This is a genomic window from Corallococcus sp. AB038B (genome assembly GCF_003668955.1).
GTDB classification, from domain to species: domain Bacteria; phylum Myxococcota; class Myxococcia; order Myxococcales; family Myxococcaceae; genus Corallococcus; species Corallococcus exiguus.
This window is the reverse complement of sequence record NZ_RAWO01000002.1, coordinates 594,527-618,659: the sequence shown is the minus strand read 5'-3', so window position 1 is coordinate 618,659 and position 24,133 is coordinate 594,527. Positions and strand designations below refer to the sequence as shown.

Below are 24,133 nucleotides of genomic sequence, written 5' to 3'. Positions count from 1 at the left end.
CCTAGCGCCAGGAACCAGAGCCGGTGCGACTGGCAATCGTTCTCAGGGACGAGTTTCCACCCCTGAACGGTGGCGATCCGCTCGACTTCTCAAATTACCGCAATAACTCGCCTTAGGCCAAGTCATGGCTGTCGATCGCGGTGAAACACGCGCACGGCGGCGAAACCACCGTGCGCGGATCAGCCCACGGCGCAATCAGTCATCCGGCTGTTCGGCGGAGACGGCCAGGTCGTCCGCGAACGGCGGCAGGGCAGGACCCAGCGACTCGGATTGGACGAGCACGGGGGTCTCCACCCGCAGGTCGGGCGAGTCCGCGAGGACGGGCTGACGGCGCGGGGGGCCCTGGGTGACGAGCTTGCGGAAGTCCTCGAACTCGCGGCCCTGGATGCGGGCGAAGGCGTCGAACGGGGCGACCGCACCCACGGAGGACAGGGACTGGGACAACGCGTCTCCCCCGCCCTTCAGGTCCACCAGCACGGCGCCCGGAACCCGGCTGCTCTTGAAGAGCACCCGCATGTCCTTGGGCACGTGCGCCACCGGCACGAGCGCGGCCTCCGCGCCCTTGGCCTCCAGCATCTTCACCGCCGACTCCACGTTGGGCACCGGCACCAGCTTGAAGTGCTTCTGGGCATCCAGGTCGCCGCCCAGCACGACGTGGGAGACGAACTTCGGATCCGCGGAGCCGGCGCCCTTGACCAGCGCCATGCGCTTGCCGGCCAGGTCCTTCACGGTGCCCTTCTGGAGGGAGATGATGGCCCAGCGCTGCTGCGTCTCACCGGCGCGCGGCGCGTACGCCACCGGCTCCGCCTTGGAGCCCAGCTGCACCGCGGCCCAGCCGTCCACCACGGCGAAGTCGATCTGCCCCTCCCCCACCGCCTTGGAGAAGTCCTCGTAGCGGCCAAAGCTCTTGGCGCCAACGGGGCGGCCCAGGCTGGCCTCCAGCTTCTGGGCGAGCGCCTCCGCGTACTGGAAGCGCTCCTGGCCGTCCGACAGCGTGGTGGCGAGGAACACGCCCAGCGTGGCCTTCTTCGGCGCGGCGGACGCGGGGCTGGCAACGGAAACGGCGAACAGCACGGCGGCGAGCAGGAGGCTCCCCCGCGCGACAAGGGATGGCGTCTTCACGGCGTCTCCTCCGCGACCCCAGCGGCCGGCGCGACGCCCTGCGCGTCACCCAGTCCATAGAGGCCCTGCAGGCGGTCCTTCCATTCCCGCACCTGAGCGGCGCGAGGACCCGCGCCAGCAGCCAGGTAGCGGCGCCAGGCGTCCACGGCCTCGGCGGGTTCATGCCGTCGCTCCTGCGCGTCGATGCCCAGGTTGAGCGAGGCGACAGGTACGGCGGTCTCCAGGCGCTTCCATGTCGCGAGCGCCGAAGCGCTGTCGCCCTGGCGCCAGCCCACGCACGCCAGGTTGTGCTGCACCAGCGCGTCGTCGGGCGTCGCGGCGAGCGCGGCCTTCAGCGCCTTCTCCGACGCCTTCATGTTGCCGGAGGCGTACGCGAGCGCCGCCTCACGCCGCAGCAGCGCGCCGGTGAGGTTGCCCATCCACTTCGGCTGCCCGGGCATGGGCTTCTTCTGCGCGGCGGTGAGCAGCTTGCGCGAGGGCGCGACCTTGCCCTGGCGGTAGAGCACCCACGCATCCGCGAGCGTGCGCGTGTTGGGCCAGGCCCATTCCGGCGCGGGCGTGAGGGAGCGCTTGAGGCCTGCGGTGGCCTCCGCGAACTTCCCCTCCTCCGCGCGCGTGAGCGCACGGGCGAAGGCGGCCAGCTTCGCCAGGTCCCCGCGCTTGCCGGTGCCCAGGCGGTCCACCGCGTCCAGGTCCCGGTTCGCCGCGGCGGCGTCGCCCGTCTCCAGCTTCGCCAGGGCCCGGCGCACCAGCACGCGAGGCAGGTTCGCCTCCGCCACCTTCGCGGCCGTCTTGGAGGGCCCCGCGTCCGTCAGCCGCTGCACGGCGGCGTCCACCTGGCCCAGCTCCACTTCCGCGAGCGCGGCGCCCGCGGACGCTTCCGCGCGCTGATCCGGCTCCTGCGTGGCCTCACCGGACTGGGTGAACGCGGCGAGCGCGGCCTGCGCGTCGCCACCGCCCAGCCGGGCGTAGCCGAGCAACAGGTGCTCGCGCCAGGTCGCACCCGGCAGCGTCACCGCGCCCTCCATCACCTTGCGGGCCTCCGCGAACTGGTGGCTGTCCAGGAGCGCCGCGCCCAGCCGGCGGGCCATGGGCACGGAGCGGTCCAGGTCATACGCGCGGCGCAGGTCGCGCACGGCGTCTTCCAGGCGCTGGGTGCCGGCTCGGTCTCTCGCGCGGTGGGCCAGGGCCCGGGCCAGCCACTGCTTCGCGCCGGGGTGGTTGGGCTCCACCTGGAGCGCGCTGCCGTAGTCCTCGATGGCCTGATCCCACTGGCCGGTGGCGAAGTGATCCGCGCCCAGCAGCACGTGGCCCAGCGCCTGGCGCGGGGCCATCTCCACCACGCGCCGGTGCACCTCCACCGCGCGCTGGTAGCGGCCGGCACGGCGGTTGACGGAGCCCAACGTCGCCCACAGCTCCAGGCTGCCGCCACCCGACTTCACGGCGGACTCCAGGAACTGGATGGCCTCCTCGTGGCGCGCCTGCGCCTGGAGCGCCTTGCCCACGGCGATCTGTCCCAGGAGCAGGCCCGGCTGCAGCTCCAGCACCTTGCGGAACTCCGCTTCCGCCTGCGCGGGCTGCTTCTGCGCGAGCCGCACGTCACCCAGCAAGAGGTGCGCGGCGGGAGTGGAGCCCAGCTTCATCAGGGCGGTGGCCTGGAGGTCCGCACGCGGCACGTCGCCCGCGGCGAGATACAGGCGCGCGAGGCGCTCCTTCGGCTCCGCCACCTGCGGGAACTTCGTCACCAGCCGCTCCAGGAGCGCGCGGGACTCCTGCACGTGGCCTTCCATCTCCAGCACGGCCGCGAGGCCGATCTGCGCGGTCGCGGACTCGGCCCGGCCGGCCTGCGCCTTCTCGAACGAGGCGCGCGCGGCGACAGCGTCCCGGCGGATGAGGTGCGCCTTGCCCAGCAGCTCGTGGATCTGGAAGTCGTTGCCCGCGAGCTTCTCCGGGCGCAGCGTCAGGTAGCGCTGCAGCCGCGTCACGGCCCGGTTCCCGTCCTGGACGTACAGGTAATAGCTGGCCAGGTAGTAGTGGACGATGAGGTGGTCCGGCTGATCCGCGGCGGCCACCTGCTCCAGCACCGGCACCGCCTCCTGGAAGCGGCGCAGCTTGAAGTACGCGGTGCCCAGCGGGTACGCGAGCGACAGCTCCTGCGGGTTCTGCGCGAACACCGGCGCAAGGCGCGCGGCCGTGCGCTGGAAGTCCTGGAGCGCGTTGGCGGCGCTGCCCAGGCCCGCGGCGGCGAACACGGACTGCGGCTCCTGCGTGAGCGACTGTTCGAAGAGCTGGAGCGCCTTCTTGAACTTCTCCTCCGCCTCCTTCTTGTCACCCTTGGAGGCGGCGGCGTTGGCGGACACGAGGGCCTGCTCGCCCTGCTCCGTCATGCGCTGCGCCTCGGTGGCGGGCGGAGGGCGGAACTGGGCGAGCGCCGCCGGCGGGCCGGCCAGGGTGGCCAGCAGGGCGAGCGCGGTGGAGACGCGGCGCGGGGAACGGTGGAATGGGCGCATGCGATTCGTCACGGCGAGGGGGCGGGGCTGAATTCGGCGACGATGACGGTGATGTCGTCGCGCTGGGGCTGGCCGGCGCTGTACGCGCGCACGTCCGCGAGGAGCGCGTCGCGAAGGGCGTCGGCGGGGAGGTGGGCGTGGGTCTGGAGCGCGGCGGCCAGTCGCTGCGTGCCGTAGAGCCGGTTGGCGCCGTCGCGCGCCTCGGTGAGGCCGTCCGTGTACCAGACGACGATGTCGCCGGGGCTCAGCACCGCCTGGCGCGACGTGAACTGCGAGGCGACGTTCGCGCCCAGCAGCGGACCACGCGCGGGCAGCGAGGCCATCTGCCGCGTGTTCCGGTTGTAGATGGCCGCCGCCGGGTGGGCGCCCGCCGCGTAATCAATCTGCCCGCTGTACACGTCGATGACCGCGAGCGCGCTGGACATCTGGTGCTCGCCGCGACCCACGTTGGCCAGCGTCACGTTGAGCGCGGTGATCAGCATCTGCGCGTGCACCTGCGACGGCTCGCGCAGCGTCATGGCGGAGGCGAAGCCGCTGGTGGCGCTGGTGGCGACCAGCGACGTGGACAGACCGTGGCCCGTCACGTCTCCGATGCCAATCACCACGCGCCGGTCGTCCAGCGCGGCGCGGAACCACCAGTCGCCGCCGCACGCGTCCGCGGGCACCACCAGCCCGGCCAGCCGCAGCGGGCCCACCGTCACGGCCTCGCGGCCCGGAAGGAGCGTCTCCTGCACCGTGCGCGCGAGCGACACCTCGCGCTCCAGCTGCGCCTTGGCGCGCACGTCCTCCAGCAGGACCTTGATGCGCTCCGCCATGTGGTTGAACACCACGCCCAGCGTCGTCACCTCGCGGCCCGCGCCCGGCGCCGTGCCCGCGCGAGCGCCCAGGTCACCGGCGGCCAGTTGCATCACGCGGTGGGTGAGCACGCCCAGCGGCTTGGTGATGCGGCGGCTTTGGAACGCGGCCAGCACGCCGGCCAGTACGACGAAGCCCACACCCAGCCCGACGATGCGCAGCGTGTTGGCGCGCACCGCGGCGCGGTTGGTCTCCTCCAACTCATGCAGCTGCTTCTGCAGGTCCTCCAGCGAGTAGCTGATGACGACCACGCCCTTGCCGGCCTGCGAGCCGTAGTCGAGCGGCTCCTGGAACTCGAAGACGGGCTGGCCCTGGAAGAAGGCGCTGGCCCAGCGGCGCTCGGCGCTGCGGCCTCCGGAGGACTCGCCCAGCTTGGCGGACGGGTCGCTGTCCGCGACGAGCTGCCCGTCCGCGTCGAACATCTGCACACGCAGGATGTTGCGGTTGTCCGAGATGATGGAGCGCGCCACTTCCGTGAGGAACGCGTAGTTGTTGTCACGCAGGCTGGTGGCGGAGGTGAGCGCCAGCGTGTGGCTCACCGTCTGACCCAGTTCGCGCGCCTGGGACTGGAGCCGCTGCGTGAAGCGGTCCGACGTCGCGGTGAGCTGCGCCTCCGTCGTCTTCGCGGACAGCGCGGCCAGCAGGCCCACGATCACGATGACCAGCGCGCCCGTGGTGAGCAGCAGCAGCTGATCCAACCGGAGCCCGCGGATGGCCGCCACGTTGGGCAGCTCTCCGGCCTCCATGGGCGCGATGACCGTGCTCGTGGGCTCCGTCGCCGGCAGCCCCACCGAGCCCGTCAGCCGGGTGGCCGTGTTCTCCCCGCGCAGCCCGGTGAGCTCCCGGGAATGGGTGCCGGTGTACTCCGGAGGAGGAGGCGGGGTGCCGGGCGCCGCATCGGATGCATCAGGTGATTCGGGCACGGGATCGAGGCGCGTGTTCGTACGGGACAAAGGCACACCTGGGGGAGCCCGCGTCGGAGAACGCGGTCGGAGCGGGGCGGACTGTATCTCACTTCCTGATTGACGCGAGGAGTCCACCTGTCAGCCGATTCCTCGCGGGCGCCCCCTCTCCCGCCCCCCCAACGGCCGTGCGATCAGCCCGGACCGGGAGCGTCCAAGCGCCTCCTGGAAGCAGCACGTCACGAGGGCATGGATGAGTTCCGCTCATTGCCGCGTCGCGCCACCCGGGGGCCGAAAGGTGCTGGCGAACACCCGTGACATCAGGGTCCTTGAGTCGGGAGGCCGCGTTCGGAGTATAGGGGCGTCCCTTTCTTTCCCCTTCGAGGTCGTCCGCCCGTGTCTCGGCCCCGGTTGATCAAAGAGAACTCCGCGCCGCTCTCCCTGCCCCGAGAGCAGCTCATTCGCATCCATGACCTGATGGTGAAGGCGCGCGTCCTGGAGGAGCGCCTGATCCAGATGTACAAGCAGGGCCACGGCTACTTCTGGATCGGCGGCCCCGGTGAGGAGGCGTTCAACGTCCCCCTGGGCATGCTGATGAAGGTCGGCGAGGGCCCGGCCTACGACTACCTGCACGCGCACTACCGTCAGTCCGCGACGCTGCTCGCCATGGGCGAGGAGCCCATCGGGGCGCTGCGGCAGATGAAGAACACGGCCACGGACCCCTACTCCGGCGGCCGCAACTTCGCGGGCCACTTCAGCCGGCGCTCGAAGAACATCGCGCCCGTCACCTCCCCCATCGAGGTGCAGTACGCCGTCGCGCCGGGCACGGCCATGGCCCAGAAGCGCCACGGCGGCGACGGCATCACCATCGTCACCGGCGGCGACGCGGGCACGGCCGAGGGCGATTTCGCCAGCTGCCTCATCTGGAGCAGCCGCCCGGCCAACCCGCTGCCCATCCTGATCATCGTCACCAACAACAAGTGGGGCATCAGCACCACTTCGGACGGCCAGCACGGCGAGACGAACATCAGCGACCGCGCGCGCGCCTTCAACATCCAGGCGAAGACCATCAACGGCATTGATCCGGTGGAGTCCTACCAGGAGATCCAGGCCGCGATGGAGTACGTGCGCAAGGAGCGCAAGCCCTTCTTCATCGAGGCTCGCGTGTCCCGCCTGTACGGGCACTCGTCCGCGTCCGGCGCCAACTTCGTGAACGAGGAGCAGGACTGCCTGCGCCTGTTCGAGGCGCGGCTGGAGCAGGAAGGAGTCCTCAACCGCGAGCAGATGGACGAGGCGCGCACCCGGTACTCGGAGGAGCTGGCCGCCGCGGCGCGCACCGTGCGCGACGAGCCGCAGCCCTCTGGCGACTCCATCTGGGAACACATCTACGCGGAGAAGAAATAACCATGGCGAACATGGCACAGGCCATCCGCATGGCCCTGCACTACGCGGAAGAGAACCTGGGCGTCACCGACATCTTCGGCGAGGACGTGGGTGCCCCGCTGGGCGGCGTCTTCACCTGTACGCAGGGTCTGAAGACGGCGTGGAACAGCCCCCTGGACGAGCGCGGCATCATCGGCGCGGCCATGGGTCTGGCGATGGCGGGCCACCGCCCCGTGGCGGAGATCCAGTTCTGCGACTACATCTACAACACCATCGACCTGCTCAAGCTCGTGGGCAACACGCACTGGTCCACGAACGGTGACTGGTCCGTGCCCATGGTGGTGCGCACGCCCGTAGGCAGCGGCATCCGAGGGTCGCTGTACCACTCGCATTCCTTCGACGCGACGATGACGCACATCCCCGGCTGGAAGGTCGTCATGCCCTCCACGCCGCTGGACGCGTACGGTCTGCTCATCTCCGCGTGCCAGGAACCCAACCCCGTCATGTTCCTGGAGCCCAAGGCGCTCCTGCGCGTGAAGGGCGACGAGCGCATCCCCGGCGAGCCCGAGGACGACCGCGCGCTGTCGAAGATGATCGACGCGCCCCTGGGTGACCGCTCGCAGTGGAAGCCCCAGTGGCCCCTGGTGGAGGCGTTCGCCATCCCCATTGGCAAGGGCAAGCTCGTGCGCGAGGGCACCCAGGCCACGGTCATCAGCTACGGCCGCACCATGCCCCTGTGCATCAAGGCCGCCGCCCAGTTGGAAGAAGAGGGCCTGAGCGTGGAGGTCATCGACCTGCGCTCGCTCTGGCCGTACGACTGGGAGATGATCAAGGCCTCCGTCCAGAAGACGGGCCGCGTGCTCTTCGTCAACGAGGACACGGAGGTCACCAACTTCGGCGAGCACCTGGTCCGGCGCACCGTGGAGGAGCTGTTCTACTCGCTGCTCGCGCCGCCCCGGCTGGTCGCCGGCAAGTTCATCCCGGGCATCGGCCTGGCGGACGCGCTGGAGATGGCGTCCGTGCCGCAGCAGAACGACGTCACCACCGCCCTGCGCAACCTCTGCCGCGAGCAGCCGTAGGCGCTGGCCCGGGTTTCCGCCTACACCGCAGAAAGACATCCGGGCCGCCGTTCCTCTTTGGAGGCCGGCGGCCCAGTCGTTAGAATCCCAACTTCCGTGTCCCAGCCCATCGTACGCACCATGACCCCCGCCCCAGACGCCAACGCCTTCCGCATCCGCCGCGCGCGTCGCGGTGACGCCGAGGTCATGGCCCAGCTGCTGCGCGAGCTGGGCTACCCCCAGGGCACCGATCAGCAGACGGTGCACTGGGTCATCAGCCATCCGGAGATTGAAATCTTCGTCGCGGGAGACCCGCAGGACCGCGCGGTGGGCATGGTGTCCTTCTCCCACCGGCCGCAGCTGCGGCTGCGCGGGCGCGTGGCCACCGTGGACGAGCTGGTGGTGTCGGAGGGCTGGCGCCGCCGGGGCGTGGGCCGCGCGCTGCTCGCGCAGGTGGCCCAGCGGGGCAAGGTGCTGAGCGTGAAGCAGTTGCAGCTCATCGCCCCCATCAACGTCACCGAGGAGACGCGCGCCTTCTACCGGGCGTGCGGCTACGTGGAAGGTGACTCCGGGGTGTTCCGCCACGCGGAGTACGAGCTGCCCCAGCGGTAGCGGGAAGTGCCGCGAGGGCCCGGCGTCCTGGCCGGGCTCCTTCGCGGAGTGAAGCGTTTCAGCGCTTGAAGCTCGCGATGACTCGGCGCAGGCGCTCGTGGTCCTCTTCGCTCACGTCGATGAAGCGCACGCCGATGGCCTCCGCCTCGTCGCGCACCCAGGCGACGACAGCGGTGAGGTGGAAGTCCTCCCCATCGATGACCATGGCCAGCCGCACCTGCGCGCCCACGTCGTAGGACTTGCGCGTGCGCAGGCACAGACCGCCGGCGGACACATTCAGCGAGTAGGCCCGCAGCGCACGCGCCGCGTCCTCCATCTGCTCGAAGCGCACTTCGAACCGCGCCGCCACGCGCTCCTCGGCGCGGCGGTTCATGTACGGGTCTGGCTCCACCGGCCCATCCAACTTCGTGTTCATGCGCACCCTGACCCCCTCGGTTCTCGGACCGGAAGTGTCGGCTGGTTTCCAGGCCCGGTTCAAGGGCCCACGGACTACGGAATGGCTCGTGTAAGTCCCAGGCTACTTCGAAGCCAGGAGTTTCCGGATGAGTGCACGTCTCGTGTTGTTGGGTGGAGCCCTGATGTTGGGGCTGTGGGTGGCGGGCTGCGATGACGGAGAAACTGTCCGCCCGCCAACGGATGGGGGCACGTCCCTGGATTCCGGGACCGATGGCGGAGATTCCGGGACTGTCGATGCTGGCGATGGCGGCGGCGGTGGAAGCTCCGACTTCGCGTGCAACGTGGCGAAGCAGGAGGGCTGCGCCGCGGGCCAGAGCTGTCTCTACACGGACCTGGCGGATGGCGGCACGGGCAGTCAGTGCTTCGCGGCCGCGTGCGACGTGGTCCGCCAGGACTGTCCGTCCGGACAGCGGTGCACCTACGTGGGAACGGACGGAGGCACCACCGCGCGCCAGTGCGTCGCCGCGGGCACCGCCACAGAGGGCGCGCCGTGCACGTTGGCCGAGTCGCCTCCAGGCCAGACGTATGACACGTGCGCTGCGGGCCTGTACTGCAAGGACGCGTCGCAGGACGACGGCGGCACGGGGTTCTTCTGCCGCAAGCTGTGCCACGCGCCGTCCGACTGTGGCTCCGGCGAGTGCAACACCGTGCTGCGGCTGAACGGCACGCGAGAGCTGCCGCTGGTGTGTGGCCCCGCGTCCACGAGCTGCGATGCGTTCGCGCAGGACTGCGAGAGCCCGCTGGGCTGCTACCCCGCCGCCAACGGCCCGGTGTGCGCGGGCCAGGGGGCGCTGGCGGAAGGCGCCTCGTGCGAGTTCAGCAACCAGTGTTCACGGGGGAGCACCTGCGTGATGGCCGACGGCAGCGGCACGTGCCGGACGCTGTGCCGCACGCCCGCGGGCTCACCCGGGTGCGCGAACGGCGTGACCTGCCGGCCCATCAACAACAACGGCGACGTGGGGGCCTGCGTCCCGTAGGCAACGGATTGCCCACGGAAGGAAGCTTCTCCACCCGGGGTGGCGAGCGCGCGGGTCCTCCAGGGGCCCGGCCCGCCACCTCGTGGGGGAAGTCCTGCGCCGTCCGTGCCCGGCTGTTGGAAGTTCACGGCCCGTGGCGATTGGCTCGCGCCATGAATCCCCGGGTCGCCACGCGGGCACATCGTGCACATTGTCTTGCGCCGGGAGGTCGTGGGCATGGGTCTGAGGATGGCGCTGCGCTGGGGGTGTTTCGGTGCCCTGAGCGTGCTGGTGGGGTGTGGAGGCATGGATGACGGCCGCTCGCCCGAGGAGTCCTCCGGGCCGGGCCGCACGGACGCGGAGGTGAACGCGCCCGCCGCCACGGAGTCCGTGGAGGCCGCCCCCACGCTGACGCTGCACGATGGGCACCAGGTGCAGGCCACTCCGCCCGTGGCGCCCCTGCCCACGCAGTTCCAGCCCGCCTTCCATCAGTCGCTGCGCGAATCCGTCTCCGTGGGGAGCTTCACCACGTACCGGATCAAGGTGCCCCTGGGGCGCGCGGGCAGCCGCGTGCGCGTCACCTTCCGCTCCGGCGACGGCGGACTGACGCTGCAACGGGCCACGGTGGCGAAGGCTGGCGCCAGTGGCGCGCTGGGCTCCGCGCCGGTGGCGCTCACCTTCGGCGGACAAGCGGGCTTCACCACGGGCACGCGCACGCTGGTGACGTCGGATCCCATCGCCTTCCCGGTGGGCTTCCGCGACGAGGTGGCCATCTCCTTCGAGGTGAAGGGTGCGCTGGGCAAGAGCCGCATCCAGGCGTTCCCGGACAGCTGGATGAGGACCGGAGCCTTCGCGACGACGCAGGGCGTGCTGGGCGGCCAGGCCTGGGAATACGCCACGGGCGTGGCGACGGTGGACGTGGAAGGCGCGCCGGGCCGGGCCTTCGTCGCCATTGGAGACAGCATCACCGAGGGCTACACGGGCACGTGGAACGACACGCGCAACGCGTGGCCATCGCGTGTGGAGAAGCAGCTCGGGGTGCCGGTGGTGAACTCGGGCGCGTCCGGGCAGGGCTTCTGGGACGCGAACCTCCAGCTGCCGCAAGAGGTGCTCTCCCTGCAGGGCGTCACCGACTGCGTCGTCCTCTTGGGCGTCAACGACCTGGCCGCGGAGGGCATGACGGTGCCGAAGCTGCAGCAGCGCATGACGCAGCTGCTGGATCAGCTCCAGCCCATGTGCAAGCTGTGGGTCAGCACGCTGCTGCCCAAGGAGAAGATGGGCGCGGACGGCGGTGACTTCGATCTGATGAAGGCCCAGCGCCACGAGTTCAACGCGTGGCTGCGCTCCCTGACGCGCGCGCAGATCATCGACCTGGAGGCCGTGACGCGGCAGCCGGGCAACGTGGACCTCTTCATCGACGGACTGGAGGTGGACGGCATCCACCCGTCCGTGGAAGGCCACCGGGTCATGGCGGACGAGGCGGCGCGGACCCTCAAGGCGAAGGGCGGGCTGTAGCTGGAAAGCGCACGGAGGGTTTGAATAGGTTCGCGGGCGTTGCGTCCAGGCGGTGTTCCCGTCTTTCACAACTCCCGGAGCTTTCCCCCATGCGCGCCCTTCCCACCGCCCTCGTCGTCGCCTGCATTGCCCTGCCCTCGCTCGCCCACGCGGCGTCGCTGCGGTGTGGCAACAAGCTCGTGTCGGAGGGGGCGTCGCAAACGGACGCGGTGGCCAAGTGTGGCCAGCCCGTGTCGACCGAGACCAAGCGCGAGCGCGTGACCAACAAGTCCCGGGAAGGCAGGCGGGACGGGTCGCGCCGCGGGGATTCGTCCACGGAGGTTTCGACCTCGAGCAGCGTGGAGGAGTGGACCTACAACTTCGGGCCCAACCGGCTGTTGCAGGTGGCCATCTTCCGCGACGGCCTGCTGGTGGACGTGCGCAGCGGCGGCTACGGCTACTGAGTCCAGAGCGGTTGAATAGCTTCGGGGCCGCTGCGTCCAGGCCGTGTTCCCTGCCTTTTCTCCTCCTCGGAGCGTCCCCCATGCGCGCCCTTCCCGCCGCCCTTCCCGCCGCCCTCGTCGTCGCCGGCCTCGCCCTGCCCTCCCTCGTCCACGCGTCCGCGCTGCGCTGTGACAACAAGATCGTGTCGGAAGGAGCTTCGCAGGTGGACGCGCTGGCCAAGTGTGGGCAGCCCGTGGCGAAGCAGAGCAAGACGGAGTACGTGACCCACAAGGTCAAGGAAGGGGCGCGGGGTGAGACGCGCTACGGGGAGGCCTCCACGGAGGTCACGACCTCCACGACCGTGGAGGAGTGGACCTACAACTTCGGGCCCCACCGGTTGATCCAGGTGGCCATCTTCCGTGACGGCCGGCTGGTGGACGTGCGCAGCGGTTCCTACGGCTACTGAGGCCCCAGGTACTGCTCCAGTTGCTGGCGCATGATTGCCGGCCGCCGGATCAGCGCTGACCGGAAGTTCAGGAGGTTCGCGCGCCAGCCCGGCATGGAGGCCGGCTGACTCCAGCGCGCCACCTGGTCGGGCATCTCCAACTCGAGCGCCTCCGCCGCCGCGTCCAGGGCCGCCGTCACCCGCTCCTCGGCGAAGGTGTGCTCGGTGTGCCAGAGGAAGCGCTCGACGAAGCGGGCCTTGAACTCCGGCGACTGGAGCAGCCCCCTCAAGAGCTGCGTGGACCAGGCCGCCACCTCCGACCGGGCGTCCAGCACGCGCCCCAGGCTGTCCTGGTCCGGACCGTGGACCAGGGCGACGTCCAGGTCGTACACGAGCCAGCGCCAGCGACCGTCGTGTCCACGGGGCGCGTCCGGCTCCAGCTTCTTCGTGCGCAGCCGCCAGAACTTCACGTTGTTCTGCGGCCAGTCCGTGTTGCCCAGGTAGAGTTCCGCGACCTGGTAGTCGATGAAGTCCTCCACGTCCATCCGCGCGCTCACCCAGGCGTAGTGCTCCGGCACCGACAGGTCGTGCGTCGCCACGTAGTCGATGAGCTCCTGATAGGGCTGCTCGTCCCCCTCCTCCCCCACGTCGAGGACGCCGTAGCTCTCCAGGATGACTGCCTTCTTGCGGTCCACGCCGTAGTGCGACGCCAGGTAGTACTCGTCCAGACGCTCGCGCAGTTCGTGCAGGCCCCAGTACTCGCCATTGAGGAACACGAGCGTGGGACGGCAGGCCTGGAGCGCGAGTTGGGTCTCGGCCAGCAGGCCCTGCAACAGGCAGTCGCGCAGTTTGGTGACGCCCTGGTCCTGTCCGGACGTGCGCACGAGCAGCCGGGTGAACTCCGTCACCGGGGAGCCGGGGAACACCGGCCCCGCGAATGACTTCGGGCCGTAGTCCTCCTTCGCGTACAGCCGCAGGCTCTTCATCGGCATCACCGCGCTGCCAGTGCCGTGGATGCGCACGCCCGCGTCCTGGTCGAACACGCGATGGCCGGAGGTTTCGAACCACTCCACGTGGACGGGGCGCTCCCACTCCTTGCCGTTCTGCATGTAGTTGGCGGCGAGCGGATCATCGGGCCAGGCCTCGGCGGCGAGCCCAGGGACGTAGATGCCCGTCTCCGGGTCGAAGAAGTTCGCAGCGTCGGTGACGAGCGACAGCACCGGCAGCGTGTACGGCGCCCGGCCAACGACGAATGTGCGCGTGCGGACCGGGCCCACCGGCTCCGCGCCCGCGAACTGCCGGTAGCGCACCACCGCGACCTGGGGCGGCTCCTCCAGCGGCGCGACCCACCGTAGGACTTCCGGGGCATCCCGCGGCGTCGTGGGGACGAAGGACCACCGCGCCGGCGGCGTGGAGCGCGCCAGCAGCGCGATGGGGGCCGTGTAGCGCGACGACTCGGGCGTGGGCGTGGAGCCGTCCCGCGTGAAGTACGTCCGCAACCCCTGGGCCGTGGGCAACGCCAGCAGCGTCTCCGGTTGATAGAGCCCGGGCCGCGCGTCGAACGTCAGGTGCTGGAAGTCGACGCGGGCCCGCGCCTCGGCGCCCTGCCTGTCGCGCGCCACCACCTCCAGCGACAGCGCACGCCGGCCCGGCCACCAGGGCAGGCTCCAGCGGCCACTGTCGATGTCGGCATGGCCCAGGAAGCGCCCGTCCTCGTACACCTGCACCCGTGACGGCCCGGCGTCGCTCGCCACCGTGCCGAACAGCCGGTGCGTGTCCGGTTCGTGCCCGTCGATGGTGACGCGAGGCCCCGAGGGCGGTGGAAGCTCGGCCTCATTCAGCCGCCGCTCGGGAGCGGGCTCACAGCCGGCCCCTGCGAAGAGGAGGAGACCCAGGACGAAGGACGCGAAGTGACGGAGACGCATGAGGGTCTCCGTCCTGTACCAGACAATGCTTTGACCTCACACCGCCTTGTGACACAGCGCGGCGGGAGCCCCCTCCCTCAAGCGGGGGGCGCGGTGGCTTCGAGCAGTCCGTGCTTCTGGAGGAGCGTGGCCAGCGCGGGCGGCGCGAGCATCCAGTCCTCGCGCGTGGGCACCCAGCGCACGGGGGCGCCGGCGGCGGCGAGCCGCGCGTTCACCTCCGCGATCATCGGGACGAAGGTGGGCTGGGGCACGTCCCAGCTCCCCACGCCGGCCTGGACCTCCACGGCGCCGGGCTCCACGCGCACCGCGGGCTGGCCCTGCACCGGCTGGATGACGAACCCCGGCAGGTACGGCTGCATGGCGGCGGACAGGCGCTCCAGCAGCGTCGGGTCCTCGAAGGGGTGAGCGCCCTCCAGGTCGAAGAAGGTGGGCAGCTGCGCCTGGAGCTCGTCGCGCAGCGGGTTGTCCTTGCTGTCGCGCCAGGCGTGCTCGGCCAGGACGCGGGCCTCGTGGGGGATGCGGATCTCCCAGCGCTCCAGCAGCGCGAGCAGCTCCGCCACGCGCTCCACCTCCTCCCAGGGTGGCTCCACGCGCGTGAGCCAGGACACCTCCGACACCGTCTCTCCCCGGCGAAGGCCCGTCACCCGGTCCCCCTTGCGCAGTTGGAAGGGCGGAGCCTGAGTGAACTCCGGATCCGGATAGAGAGCGGTGTGCAGCAACCCCGTCCCCTCTTCCGGGCGCACGCGCGCGAAGCCGTACTTGGGGTTGATCTCCTCCACGACGAACGTGTCCTGGGCCATGGTCTCTTCTCTAACCGGTGTTCCGCATGCCCGCAGCGATGCCGTTGAGCGCCAGGAGGAGCGGCCGGTCGCACTCCGCGTCCCCGTCCCGCTTGCGCTTGAGCAGCTCCACCTGGAGGAAGGACATGGGGTCCACGTAGGGGTTGCGCAGCGCGATGCTCCGCTGCAGCTGCGGGTTGTTGTCCAGCAGCTTCGCCTCGCCCGTGAGCGACTTCACCGCGCGGCGCGTGCGGGAGTGCTCCTGCTGGATGCGCAGCCACAGGGGCCGCGTGGACGCGGGCGCCAGCTTCGCGTACCGCGCCGCGATGGCCATGTCCGTCTTGGCCAGCACCATGGTCACGTTGTCGATGACCGTGCGGAAGAAGGGCCACTCCTTGTACATGCGCTGCAGGAGCGCCGCGCCCTCCGGCGTGGCCGCGTACTCCTCCAGCGCGCTGCCCACGCCGTACCAGGCCGGGAGGATGGCGCGCGTCTGCGTCCACGCGAAGCTCCAGGGGATGGCGCGCAGCGTGTCCAGCCCGCCCGCCTTGCGCTTGCTGGGGCGCGAGCCGATGGGCAGCGCGGAAATCTCGTCCACCGGCGTGCCCTTCATGAAGAACTCCACGAAGCCCGGGTCCTCCCAGACGAGCCCGCGGTACGCCTTGCGGCCGGACTCCGCCAGCGCGTCGAAGGCGGCGCGGAAGGCGGACTCGTCTTCCGGGGAGGGGCGCGGCTGCGCGTCCAGCGTGTGCAGCAGCACGCCGCCCACCACCAGCTCCAGCGTGCGCTGGGTGAGCTCCGGGCGCGCGTACTTGTGGTCCATCGCCTCGCCCTGTTCGGTGGCCTTGTAGGCGCCGGCCACCGTGCCCGGCGGCAGCGCGAGGATGGCCGTCTGGGCGGGGCCGCCGCCGCGCGCCACCGTCTCCCCTCGGCCGTGGAACAGGCGCAGGGGCACGTCGTTCTCGTCCGCCACCTGCGTGAGCGCCACCTGGGCGCGGTACAGCGCGGCGCTCGCGGCGAGCAGGCCCACCTCCTTGCCGGAGTCGCTGTAGCCCACCATCACCTCCTGCACCCCACGGCCCTTCAGGTGCTGGCGGTACTCCGGATGCGCGAAGAGCTGGCGCAGCACGTCCGGGCCTCCGTCCAGCGCGCCCAGCTGCTCGAAGAGGGGCGCCACGTCCACGGTGGCGCACTGGAGCTTCGGGTCCCAGAGCCCCGCGTGCTTCAGGCACTGGAAGGCCGCCAGCACGTCGTCCGCGGTGGAGGCCATGGAGAGGATGAGCGTGCGACACACGGACTCGCCGCCCTCGTCCTGGCCCTCGCGCAGCTTCGCCAGCACCTCCAGCAGCCGCTTGCCGCCTTCGGTGGGAGCCGGTCCGCCGTTGAAGGACGCCGCCGCGCTCACCGCGTCCTCCGCGGGGGCGCGCACCTCCAACTCGCCCAGGCCCAGGCCCAGCGCGCGGACGCGCTCGGACATGCGGCGCACCTCGCGCAGGCCCGCGTGCTCCGCGCGCGCCGCGAAGAGCGACCGCTCCAGCACCGCCAGGTCATCCCCCAGCGCCTCCGGCGAGCGGTAGGCTTCGGCCGGCAGCGTGGACTCCCGCCCCTGCCGCCGCGCCAGCACGTGCTCCAGCGCCAAGGAAAGCCGCTCCTCCATGAAGCGCAGCTTGCGGCGCCACGGCTCGCCCAGCGTGCGCGGGCCCTGCTGCTTCGCCACGTCCGGCAGCGCCTTCGCGTCCTCCTCCAGCGAGCGCTCCAACTCCTGCGTGGGGCGCGCGTGCCGCTCCGACTGGGACAGCATCCCGCCCAGCAGCTCCACGTCTCGCAGGAGCAACCGCAGGCCCCGGGCGCGGTGCGCGCGCAGCGTGTCCGCGAACACCTCCGGAGTCACCAGCGGGTTGCCGTCCATGTCGCCGCCCACCCACGAGTGCACGCGCACGGGCGTGTCCAGCGCGCCCAGGGGCTCGCCGTAGGCACGCTCGAAGGCCCAGTCCAGCGCCTCCGGCAGGCGGGCCACCGGCTCCGACAGCATCTCCTCCACGTACCAGTGGACGTTCTTCACCTCGTCGCCCACGGTGGGGCGCTCTCGGCGCAGCTCGTCCGTCTGCCACAGCGCCGTGATCTCCTCGCGCATGGCGGTGAGGTTCGCGGCGGACTCGCGCGGGGTGAGCGTGCACCGGTCGCGCTCCTCCAACAGCTGCGCCAGCCGGTAGAGCTTCTCCAAGAGCGTGCGGCGCACCGCCTGGGTCGGGTGCGCGGTGAACGTCAGCGTCACCTTCAGCGTCCCCAGCGTTTCACGCACCTTGTCGGCGCTGACGCCCGCGGCCTTCAGCGCCAGCAGCGTCGACTCCAGCGACCCCTTCTGGGGCCGGGTGGAGGTGGGGCTCGCGTGGGCCCGCGCGCGGCGGATGCGGTGGTGCTGCTCAGCAAGGTTGACCAGCTGGAAGTAGACGGAGAAGGAGCGCAGCACCGGCTCCACCTGTTCCGACGGCAGCCGCCGCAACACCGCCGCCAGCTCCGCCGCCGCGGCGCGTCGTCCGGCCACCGGGCCCCGCCGCCGCTGGATGGCCAGGTGGCGGACCTCCTCCTCCTTGTCGAACAGGGCCTGCCCCTCCTGTTCCACCAACACCTCACCCAACAACCGGCCCAAGAGCCGGACATCCCGCCGCAGCGGGGGATCCACGGGACGTGAACGCGCCATAACGGACCGGAACCGTAGTCCTTTGGCCCCCCACCGCCCCTACCCATTCTCGAATTTTCGACCGCCAGCCGACGGATGACCCACTCCGTCCTTGCAGGAAAAATTCAACCTCCCGGTCTTCCCAAACGGTCAGGCCTTCCACTAGAAAGTGGGCACTCCCGGACCCCGCCGGGATGTCTGACCTGACCCAAAGGAGTGGCAATGCGGAAAAACCCATCTTGGCTGGCCCTGGGCCTGCTGACGCTCGCGGCGCCGTCGGCGTACGCGGAGCGCGCGTGGTACGAGAAGCCGCAACCCGATGTCGCCGCGCCGTCCACCAAGCTGCGCCAGGCGGTTGTCCAGGACATCACGGACGACCTGCCCCACCGTCTGGGTGAGCAGCAGAAGGAGCTCAAGGCCCAGGCGCTGCAGCAGCGCCTGGAGGGTCGTGGTCAGCCGGGCCGCGTGCAGAAGCTGGCCAACGGCAAGTTCGTGGAGCTGGAGCTGCAGCGCACGGACCGCATCTTCGTCATCCTGGTGGAGTACGGCACGCAGATCCACCCGGTGTTCGGCAACCCCGCCACCAACCCGGGCGGCAACATCCCCGGCCCGCTGCACAACGCGATTCCGGGCCCGGACCGCACGGTGGACAACACCACCATCTGGCAGCCGGACTACAACCGCGAGCACTTCGAAAAGCTCTACTTCGACACGACGCCGGGCGCTGACTCGGTGGCGAACTTCTACAAGGCCGCGTCCTCCGGCCGCTACACCGTGTCCGGCACGGTGTCCGAGTGGGTGAAGGTGCCGTACAACGCCGCCCGCTACGGCAACAACCTTTGCGGCAGCTCCAGCTGCTCCAACTCCATCTGGCCGCTCGTCAGCGACGCCATCAAGGCGTGGACCAACGCCCAGCTGGCCGCTGGCAAGACGCCCGCGGAGGTCAAGGCGTACCTGGACACGTTCGACACGTGGGACCGGTACGACTACGACGGCGACGGCAACTTCGACGAGCCGGACGGCTACATCGACCACTTCCAGATCGTCCACGCCGGCATGGGTGAGGAAGTCGGCGGCGGCGCGCAGGGCACCAACGCCGTGTGGAGCCACCGCTGGTTCGCGTACAGCAACGGCACGAGCGCGGACGGCATCGGCCCCGCGTACAACCAGAATGGCGGCACGCGCTTCGGGACGGGCATCGACAAGTGGGTGGGCGACTACACCATCCAGCCGGAGAACGGCGGACTCGGCGTGTTCGCGCACGAGTACGGCCACGACCTGGGCCTGCCGGACCATTACGACACGACGAACGCGGCGGACAACGGGACGGGCTTCTGGACCATCATGTCGTCCGGCTCGTACCTGAACGACGGCACCAAGGACATCGGCAGCCGTCCGGGTGACTTCTTCGCCTGGGACAAGCTGCAGCTGGGCTGGCTGGACTACGCCACCACGGACGCGGGCCTGTACTCGTACCACAACCTGGGCCCCGCGGAGGTCACGTCCCAGAACGCGAAGCAGGCGCTCGTGGTGAAGCTGCCCGGCAAGCCCGTGGTGCAGCCCACCACCGCCCCGTTCGAGGGCCAGGGCATGTGGCAGGGCGGCCAGGGCAACAACCTGGACCGCGTGCTCGAGAAGACGGTGAAGCTGCCGAACAAGAAGCCCATCACCTTCTCCTTCCAGACCTGGTTCGACATCGAGGAGGACTGGGACTACGCCTACGTCGCCCTCTCCGTGGACGGTGGCCCGTTCACCAACCTGGCCAGCCCGGTGAGCCGCACCACGAACCCGTGGGGCAACAACCTGGGCAACGGCATCACCGGCACGTCCGGTGGTTGGATTCCCCTGGAGTTCGACCTGTCCGCCTACGCGGGCAAGAGCGTCACGCTGAAGATCCGCTACAAGACGGACGCGGCGGAGTTCAACAAGGGCTTCCTGGTGGACTACGTCCAGCTGTGGGCGAAGAACACCTACGTCTTTGGTGACGACGGCGAGTGGGGCCACAAGTGGTGGGACAAGTCGACGTTCTTCGTGACGGACGGCACCAACACCCTCTACGACAACTACTACCTGGCCGAGTGGCGCCAGTTCCGCGGCTACGACGAGGGTCTGGCCACGGGTCCCTACAACTTCGGCTTCAGCTCGGATGGCCTGGTGGATTGGGCGGAGCGCTACTCGTACAACCCCGGCCTGCTGATCACCTACTGGGACACGTCGCAGTCGAACAACAACGTGTCTCAGCACCCGGGTTCGGGCCGCATCCTGCCCATCGACTCGCGCCCGCAGCCCCTGCAGCGCAGCGACGGCCGCTACTGGTCCGGCCGCGTGCAGACGCACGACGCGACTTTCGGTCTGGAGCCCAGCTTCCCGCTGTCGCTCAAGCCCAACGGCTTCCCGCGCAACGAGTACGCCTCGCAGCCCGCGGTGCCGGTGTTCAACGACACGAACGAGTTCTGGTACGCCACGCAGCCGTACGGCGGCGTGAAGGTTCCGAAGACGGGCACCATCATCGAGGTGCTGTCGACGAACCCGGCCCAGACCGTGATGGAAGTCCAGGTGCGCCCGGTCGACTGAGCCGCTGACCGTCGTCACCGCTGAGCAGTGAAGGCCGGTCCCGCTTCGATGCGGGGCCGGCCTTTCGCTTTTCGGGTTGAAGGAATCCGGACACCCGGGGCGCGGCCGGGGATGACGGACGCGCGGGGGACGCTACGGTGCCCGCCATGGCCGAGTGCCCCGTGGGAGCGCCCTCCTCCCCTTCCCCTCCTCCCGAGCCGCCCTCCGAAGTCGCGCGAACCGTGGCGCTGGAGTCCGCGGATCCGCTCTCCGTGCTCAACCAGGCGTTCCGCGACGCGTACGCCGCGCGCCGTGAGGCCGTGCTGTCCCGCATGGGGCCCGTCATCGCGCAGATCGACGACGTGCTCATCCTGCGCAAAGGCGGCCAGCGCTTCGAGGCGCCCGCGCGCACGCGCCACTACCACGAGTACAAGGCCGTCACCCACGTGCCCCTCGCGCTCCACGTCCTGCTCGCCAGCAAGGACGTGCTCGATGAAGAGACGCGCACGCGGCTCACCACGATGCGACGGCTCATCACCGCCTCGCGAATGAGCCTGGATGGCCGGGGTCTTCCAGACGAAGCCCTGGCGAGGCAGCACCGTCTGCTCGACGCGTCGCTCTCGCTCGTGGACGCCGTGCTCGCGGCGAGCCGGGTGACTCAGTCGGATCTCTCCGCGTTCATCCACGCCCAGGTGCCGGACCTCCTGAAGAACGCCGAGGACGCGGCGAGGGATCAGATCGACACCATGCACGCCTCGGTCGAAGCGTGGAAACGCCAGATGACCGAAGAGGAGCGCGGCCAGCTGCGCGCCGTGGTGGCCGCCTCGCACATGTCGCGGCCCGGCAACGTGGCCGCGCAGTACTTCTCCATCACGCTGGGCGACACGTGGGAGGGGCGCTTCCACGAAGAGGATCAACAGCCCGGCAAGCGCGTGCTCACCTCGGAGGCGACGTTCGACGAGCCCGCGGCGTTCGCGCTGCTCGCCACGCACGTGCTGGACGCGAACACGTCACGCGGCATCTTCGGCGAGGAGACGCGCATGGCCAGGGATCTGCTCGCGGACGCGGCCGAGCGCATCCTCGCGGGCATGTTCCAGACATCTCCCCAGTCGCCCGGCACAGGCGCGCCGTAGCGTCTCAGGAGCGCGTGAGCGGCAGCTCCACCGTGACCGTCGCGCCCTCGCCCAGGCAGCTGTCCAGGGACACGCGCCCGCCCTCGGCTTCCACGATGGTGCGGGTGAGGTAGAGCCCCAATCCCAGGCCGCCATAGTGGCGTTCGGACACCGCGCGGCCGTAGCGCTCGAAGAGGCGGGGCCGCTGCTCTGGCGAGATGCCGATGCCTCCGTCGCGCACCGTGAGCCGCGCCACGGGCCCATCCGCCACGAGCCGCACGGACACCGGCGTCCCGGGGCCGTACTTGAGGGCGTTGTCCAGCAGGTGATCCAACACCTGCGCCAGCCGTGTCCGGTCGAAGCAGCCGCGCACCGACTCCGGGGCTTCCACCTGGAACTCGCAGTGCTCCAGGACGAACCGGGGCGCGAACGTCGCGGCCACCTCGCGCACCACCTCCGCGACGTCCACCTCCTCGCGCTGCAGGCGGAAGGTGCCGGCGCTGATGCGCGACACGTCCAGCAGGTCGTTCATCAGCTCCGTGAGCCGGCGGACCTGGCGGTGCCCCGTCTCCACGTGGGCCTCGATGACCGGCACGAGCGGCGAGTCCGGATGCGACTTCACCGCGCGCGACAGCGCCTGGAGCTTCAGGCTCAGCGGCGTCAGCGGCGTCTTCAGCTCGTGGCTCGCGACGGAGAGGAACTCGTCGCGCAGGCGGATGGCCTCGCGCGCGCCGTGGAGCAGCCGCGCGTTGTCCACCGCGAGCCCGGCCAGGTTCGCCAGCTCCTGGGCGAACCGCAGGTCCTCGTCGTGATACCGGCGGCTGGAGGTGGTGATCAGGAAGGACAGCGCGCCCAGGATGTGGCCCCGGGCCATGATTGGCACGGTGAGCAGCGAACGGATGCCCACCCGCCGCATCGTCTCCAGGTGGTCCGCGTCCTGCGCCACGGACTGCATCACCGCGTCCGTGACCTCCGGCACCAGGGTGGACCGGCCGGTCGCCAGCGCCACCGCGGGAGGATAGACGGGCCGGTCCTGGGGCACCGGCGTCAGCCGCTGCACGGTGGCCGCGAGCGGCGCCTGGGAGGGATCCGCCGACACCACCTGGACGCGCTCGAAGTGGCCGTCCGAATGCAGCACGTCCACGATGCACCAGTCCGCGAGCGCCGACACCGACAGGTTCGCCAGCGACGCCAGCGTGGCGGAGGCGTCCAGCGACGACGCGAACAACTCGCTGGCCCGCGCCAGGAACGCGGCGCGCTCTTCGCCCAGGACCTGCGCCTGGATGTCGATGCAGGTGCCCACCCATTCGTGCACGGAGCCATCCGGCCCCAGCACGGGCATGCCCCGCGCGAGCATCCACACGTAAGCCCCGTCCACGCGGCGCAGCCGGTAGCGAGTGACGAAGGGCTGCGTCCCCGCCCTGGCCCGCTCCCACGCCGCCAGGGCCCCGGCCCGGTCATCCGGGTGCAGGGCGAGGAGCCACCCCTGGTTGCGCATCTGCTCCGGCGCCTGGCCGGTGAAGGCCGTCCACGATGGAGAAATGGGCGCCAGCGCATCCCTGGCGGGGTTCGTCGACCAGATGACCTGCGCCGCGGTCTCCAGCAGCCGGCGGAGCCGCTCGGCTTCCTGGCGCAGTTGGGCCACCTCCTCGCGCAGGGCGACCTCGGCACCGGCGGGAGGCGTGGAGACGCGGCTCGGGTCCAGGAGGGGGGACGTCATCGCGGTGCCTCAGTACACGTTGTACTTGGCTCGAAGCGCTTCGTGCTCCTGCGCGTTGCGCGACGGGTGCAGGACCTTCTGCGCGTCATGCAGGTAGTACCAGAAGTCGCTCTTCACCGGCCGCAGCGCGGCGAGCAGCGAGTCCACCGTGGGCGCGCCAATGGGGCCCGGCGGCAGGCCCGCGCGGGTGCGCGAGTTCCACGGATCCGAGTTGTCCCGCAGCCGCTTGAGGAACGCCTTGCGGTCGTTCCACTCCGCCAGCTCGTAGCGGCTGGTGGCGTCCACGCCCAGCGGGAAGCCCTTGTCCACGCGCTTCCAGAGGATGCCCGCGACGAGCGCGCGCTGGGACGGCACCGGCTCCTCGCGCTCCAGCATGGAGGCCATCACGACGATGTCGTGCAGCGACCGGCCGCTCTTGCCGATCTCGTCCTTGTGCTCGTCGTAGAAGCGGGCGCGGAAGGTGTCGATCTGCCGCTGGATGAACGCCTCCACCTTGAAGTTGTCCGCGATGATCCCGTACGTCTCCGGGTAGAGGTAGCCCTCCAGGCTGCGCACGGGCATGGGGAACGGCGCGTTGAAGTTGCTCGTGCGGCTGGCCGCGGCGATGTACTCGCCCGGTTTGATCAGGCCCTGGGCGGCGAGCACCTGATCGGTGTCGCGCAGGCGCCAGCCTTCGATCATCGCGAAGGGCACGTCCTCCGGCAGCGGCTGGCCTTCCAGGGCGTTGGCCAGCTCCGCCACGGAGGCGGTGGGGCTCAGCATGAAGCGGCCCGCCTTCACGTTGAGGCTGCCCCGGCGCCACAGGTGGAAGCGCCACACGGCGGGATTCTCCAGGAAGCCCTGGGCCTGGAGCTGCTGGCCCAGAGAGCGCGCGGACGCGCCCTTCTTCACCACGAACTCCTTGGGAGCCGGATCCGCTGCTGCGTGCGGCGCGGTGGTGGCGTTCTGGAAGTGCATGAACACGCCGCCTGCACCCGCGACCGCCAGGACGATGAGCACGAGGAGCGCGACCAGGATCTTCTTCATGGGGCGGCAACCTATCAAAGGCCCTGACGCTTCCAACGAGAACCACCGGGCGCCCTGCCGGGCAGGCGGACGCAAGCGCCCCCTTCTCAACACCCAGCGAT

18 protein-coding genes are annotated in these 24,133 nt (G+C 70.4%); 9 read left to right on the top strand and 9 right to left on the bottom strand.

The window, feature by feature from the left end:
• Nucleotides 1–195: 195 nt before the first annotated feature.
• From D7Y04_RS13675 to D7Y04_RS13665, 3 genes are read right to left on the bottom strand one after another with little or no spacing between them, the layout of a single operon-like run.
• Complete coding sequence (locus D7Y04_RS13675; RefSeq protein ID WP_233601403.1) at nt 196–1,122, bottom strand: PhnD/SsuA/transferrin family substrate-binding protein; 927 nt, start codon at nt 1,120–1,122, stop codon at nt 196–198.
• Nucleotides 1,119–3,632: a tetratricopeptide repeat protein gene (locus tag D7Y04_RS13670; RefSeq protein WP_121759609.1), complete on the bottom strand. Its 2,514-nt coding sequence runs from the start codon at nt 3,630–3,632 to the stop codon at nt 1,119–1,121. The genes D7Y04_RS13675 and D7Y04_RS13670 overlap by 4 nt, the downstream gene beginning before the upstream one ends.
• An 8-nt stretch (nt 3,633–3,640) precedes the next feature.
• Nucleotides 3,641–5,440, bottom strand: a complete 1,800-nt coding sequence (locus D7Y04_RS13665; RefSeq protein WP_120596977.1) for a PP2C family protein-serine/threonine phosphatase — start codon at nt 5,438–5,440, stop codon at nt 3,641–3,643.
• Nucleotides 5,441–5,785: 345 nt separating this feature from the next.
• Here D7Y04_RS13665 and D7Y04_RS13660 point away from each other — a divergent pair, with 345 nt between their 5' ends.
• The 3 genes from D7Y04_RS13660 to D7Y04_RS13650 all read left to right on the top strand — a co-directional run bounded on the left by D7Y04_RS13660 (nt 5,786) and on the right by D7Y04_RS13650 (nt 8,442).
• On the top strand, nt 5,786–6,793 hold the full coding sequence (locus tag D7Y04_RS13660) for a thiamine pyrophosphate-dependent dehydrogenase E1 component subunit alpha (protein ID WP_120596976.1): 1,008 nt from the start codon (nt 5,786–5,788) through the stop codon (nt 6,791–6,793).
• A 2-nt stretch (nt 6,794–6,795) separates the two neighbouring features.
• Entirely contained in the window at nt 6,796–7,851 is a 1,056-nt protein-coding gene (locus D7Y04_RS13655; RefSeq protein WP_120596975.1) for an alpha-ketoacid dehydrogenase subunit beta, read from the top strand.
• A 120-nt stretch (nt 7,852–7,971) separates the two neighbouring features.
• Nucleotides 7,972–8,442: a GNAT family N-acetyltransferase gene (locus D7Y04_RS13650; RefSeq protein WP_169827289.1), complete on the top strand. Its 471-nt coding sequence runs from the start codon at nt 7,972–7,974 to the stop codon at nt 8,440–8,442.
• Between the two features lie 58 nt (nt 8,443–8,500).
• Here D7Y04_RS13650 and D7Y04_RS13645 read toward each other — a convergent pair whose 3' ends face one another.
• Nucleotides 8,501–8,857: a TIGR02266 family protein gene (locus tag D7Y04_RS13645; RefSeq protein WP_120580246.1), complete on the bottom strand. Its 357-nt coding sequence runs from the start codon at nt 8,855–8,857 to the stop codon at nt 8,501–8,503.
• 127 nt (nt 8,858–8,984) lie between these two features.
• Between D7Y04_RS13645 and D7Y04_RS13640 the strand changes: the two genes are divergently transcribed.
• The 4 genes from D7Y04_RS13640 to D7Y04_RS13625 all read left to right on the top strand — a co-directional run bounded on the left by D7Y04_RS13640 (nt 8,985) and on the right by D7Y04_RS13625 (nt 12,258).
• The gene (locus tag D7Y04_RS13640) at nt 8,985–9,875 is read left to right on the top strand and encodes a hypothetical protein (RefSeq protein ID WP_233601402.1); all 891 of its coding nucleotides are present in this window, start codon (nt 8,985–8,987) and stop codon (nt 9,873–9,875) included.
• 216 nt (nt 9,876–10,091) lie between these two features.
• Nucleotides 10,092–11,369 (top strand): SGNH/GDSL hydrolase family protein, encoded by a 1,278-nt coding sequence (locus D7Y04_RS13635; RefSeq protein WP_121759896.1) that lies wholly within the window; start codon nt 10,092–10,094, stop codon nt 11,367–11,369.
• An 89-nt stretch (nt 11,370–11,458) separates the two neighbouring features.
• Entirely contained in the window at nt 11,459–11,812 is a 354-nt protein-coding gene (locus D7Y04_RS13630) for a DUF2845 domain-containing protein (RefSeq protein ID WP_120596972.1), read from the top strand.
• An 80-nt stretch (nt 11,813–11,892) separates the two neighbouring features.
• Nucleotides 11,893–12,258 (top strand): DUF2845 domain-containing protein, encoded by a 366-nt coding sequence (locus D7Y04_RS13625; protein ID WP_121759607.1) that lies wholly within the window; start codon nt 11,893–11,895, stop codon nt 12,256–12,258.
• Here D7Y04_RS13625 and D7Y04_RS13620 read toward each other — a convergent pair.
• The 3 genes from D7Y04_RS13620 to D7Y04_RS13610 all read right to left on the bottom strand — a co-directional run bounded on the left by D7Y04_RS13620 (nt 12,252) and on the right by D7Y04_RS13610 (nt 17,642).
• Complete coding sequence (locus tag D7Y04_RS13620; protein ID WP_121759606.1) at nt 12,252–14,162, bottom strand: CotH kinase family protein; 1,911 nt, start codon at nt 14,160–14,162, stop codon at nt 12,252–12,254. The two genes, D7Y04_RS13625 and D7Y04_RS13620, sit on opposite strands and share 7 nt — an antisense overlap.
• A gap of 77 nt (nt 14,163–14,239) precedes the next feature.
• Nucleotides 14,240–14,962: a hypothetical protein gene (locus D7Y04_RS13615; protein WP_121759605.1), complete on the bottom strand. Its 723-nt coding sequence runs from the start codon at nt 14,960–14,962 to the stop codon at nt 14,240–14,242.
• A 10-nt stretch (nt 14,963–14,972) separates the two neighbouring features.
• On the bottom strand, nt 14,973–17,642 hold the full coding sequence (locus tag D7Y04_RS13610) for a phosphoenolpyruvate carboxylase (protein WP_120596969.1): 2,670 nt from the start codon (nt 17,640–17,642) through the stop codon (nt 14,973–14,975).
• 201 nt (nt 17,643–17,843) lie between these two features.
• Between D7Y04_RS13610 and D7Y04_RS13605 the strand changes: the two genes are divergently transcribed.
• The gene (locus D7Y04_RS13605; protein WP_120596968.1) at nt 17,844–20,195 is read left to right on the top strand and encodes an immune inhibitor A domain-containing protein; all 2,352 of its coding nucleotides are present in this window, start codon (nt 17,844–17,846) and stop codon (nt 20,193–20,195) included.
• A gap of 146 nt (nt 20,196–20,341) precedes the next feature.
• A complete protein-coding gene (locus D7Y04_RS13600; protein WP_199749660.1) occupies nt 20,342–21,307 on the top strand; it encodes a hypothetical protein in 966 nt (321 codons plus the stop codon).
• A gap of 4 nt (nt 21,308–21,311) precedes the next feature.
• Here D7Y04_RS13600 and D7Y04_RS13595 read toward each other — a convergent pair whose 3' ends face one another.
• On the bottom strand, nt 21,312–23,006 hold the full coding sequence (locus D7Y04_RS13595) for an ATP-binding protein (RefSeq protein WP_121759604.1): 1,695 nt from the start codon (nt 23,004–23,006) through the stop codon (nt 21,312–21,314).
• Between the two features lie 9 nt (nt 23,007–23,015).
• Nucleotides 23,016–24,032 (bottom strand): endolytic transglycosylase MltG, encoded by a 1,017-nt coding sequence (gene mltG / locus D7Y04_RS13590; RefSeq protein ID WP_121759603.1) that lies wholly within the window; start codon nt 24,030–24,032, stop codon nt 23,016–23,018.
• Between the last annotated feature and the right edge of the window lie 101 nt (nt 24,033–24,133).

What these genes read in the sequence shown, in the direction of transcription:
- D7Y04_RS13670 (WP_121759609.1), bottom strand. Translation starts at nt 3,632, where the DNA reads ATGCGCCCATTCCACCGTTCCCCGCGCCGCGTCTCCACCGCGCTCGCC.
- D7Y04_RS13655 (WP_120596975.1), top strand. Translation starts at nt 6,796, where the DNA reads ATGGCGAACATGGCACAGGCCATCCGCATGGCCCTGCACTACGCGGAA.
- D7Y04_RS13650 (WP_169827289.1), top strand. Translation starts at nt 7,972, where the DNA reads ATGACCCCCGCCCCAGACGCCAACGCCTTCCGCATCCGCCGCGCGCGT.
- D7Y04_RS13645 (WP_120580246.1), bottom strand. Translation starts at nt 8,857, where the DNA reads ATGAACACGAAGTTGGATGGGCCGGTGGAGCCAGACCCGTACATGAAC.
- D7Y04_RS13640 (WP_233601402.1), top strand. Translation starts at nt 8,985, where the DNA reads ATGAGTGCACGTCTCGTGTTGTTGGGTGGAGCCCTGATGTTGGGGCTG.
- D7Y04_RS13635 (WP_121759896.1), top strand. Translation starts at nt 10,092, where the DNA reads ATGGGTCTGAGGATGGCGCTGCGCTGGGGGTGTTTCGGTGCCCTGAGC.
- D7Y04_RS13630 (WP_120596972.1), top strand. Translation starts at nt 11,459, where the DNA reads ATGCGCGCCCTTCCCACCGCCCTCGTCGTCGCCTGCATTGCCCTGCCC.
- D7Y04_RS13625 (WP_121759607.1), top strand. Translation starts at nt 11,893, where the DNA reads ATGCGCGCCCTTCCCGCCGCCCTTCCCGCCGCCCTCGTCGTCGCCGGC.
- D7Y04_RS13620 (WP_121759606.1), bottom strand. Translation starts at nt 14,162, where the DNA reads ATGCGTCTCCGTCACTTCGCGTCCTTCGTCCTGGGTCTCCTCCTCTTC.
- D7Y04_RS13615 (WP_121759605.1), bottom strand. Translation starts at nt 14,962, where the DNA reads ATGGCCCAGGACACGTTCGTCGTGGAGGAGATCAACCCCAAGTACGGC.
- D7Y04_RS13610 (WP_120596969.1), bottom strand. Translation starts at nt 17,642, where the DNA reads ATGGCGCGTTCACGTCCCGTGGATCCCCCGCTGCGGCGGGATGTCCGG.
- D7Y04_RS13605 (WP_120596968.1), top strand. Translation starts at nt 17,844, where the DNA reads ATGCGGAAAAACCCATCTTGGCTGGCCCTGGGCCTGCTGACGCTCGCG.
- D7Y04_RS13600 (WP_199749660.1), top strand. Translation starts at nt 20,342, where the DNA reads ATGGCCGAGTGCCCCGTGGGAGCGCCCTCCTCCCCTTCCCCTCCTCCC.
- D7Y04_RS13595 (WP_121759604.1), bottom strand. Translation starts at nt 23,006, where the DNA reads ATGACGTCCCCCCTCCTGGACCCGAGCCGCGTCTCCACGCCTCCCGCC.
- mltG (WP_121759603.1), bottom strand. Translation starts at nt 24,032, where the DNA reads ATGAAGAAGATCCTGGTCGCGCTCCTCGTGCTCATCGTCCTGGCGGTC.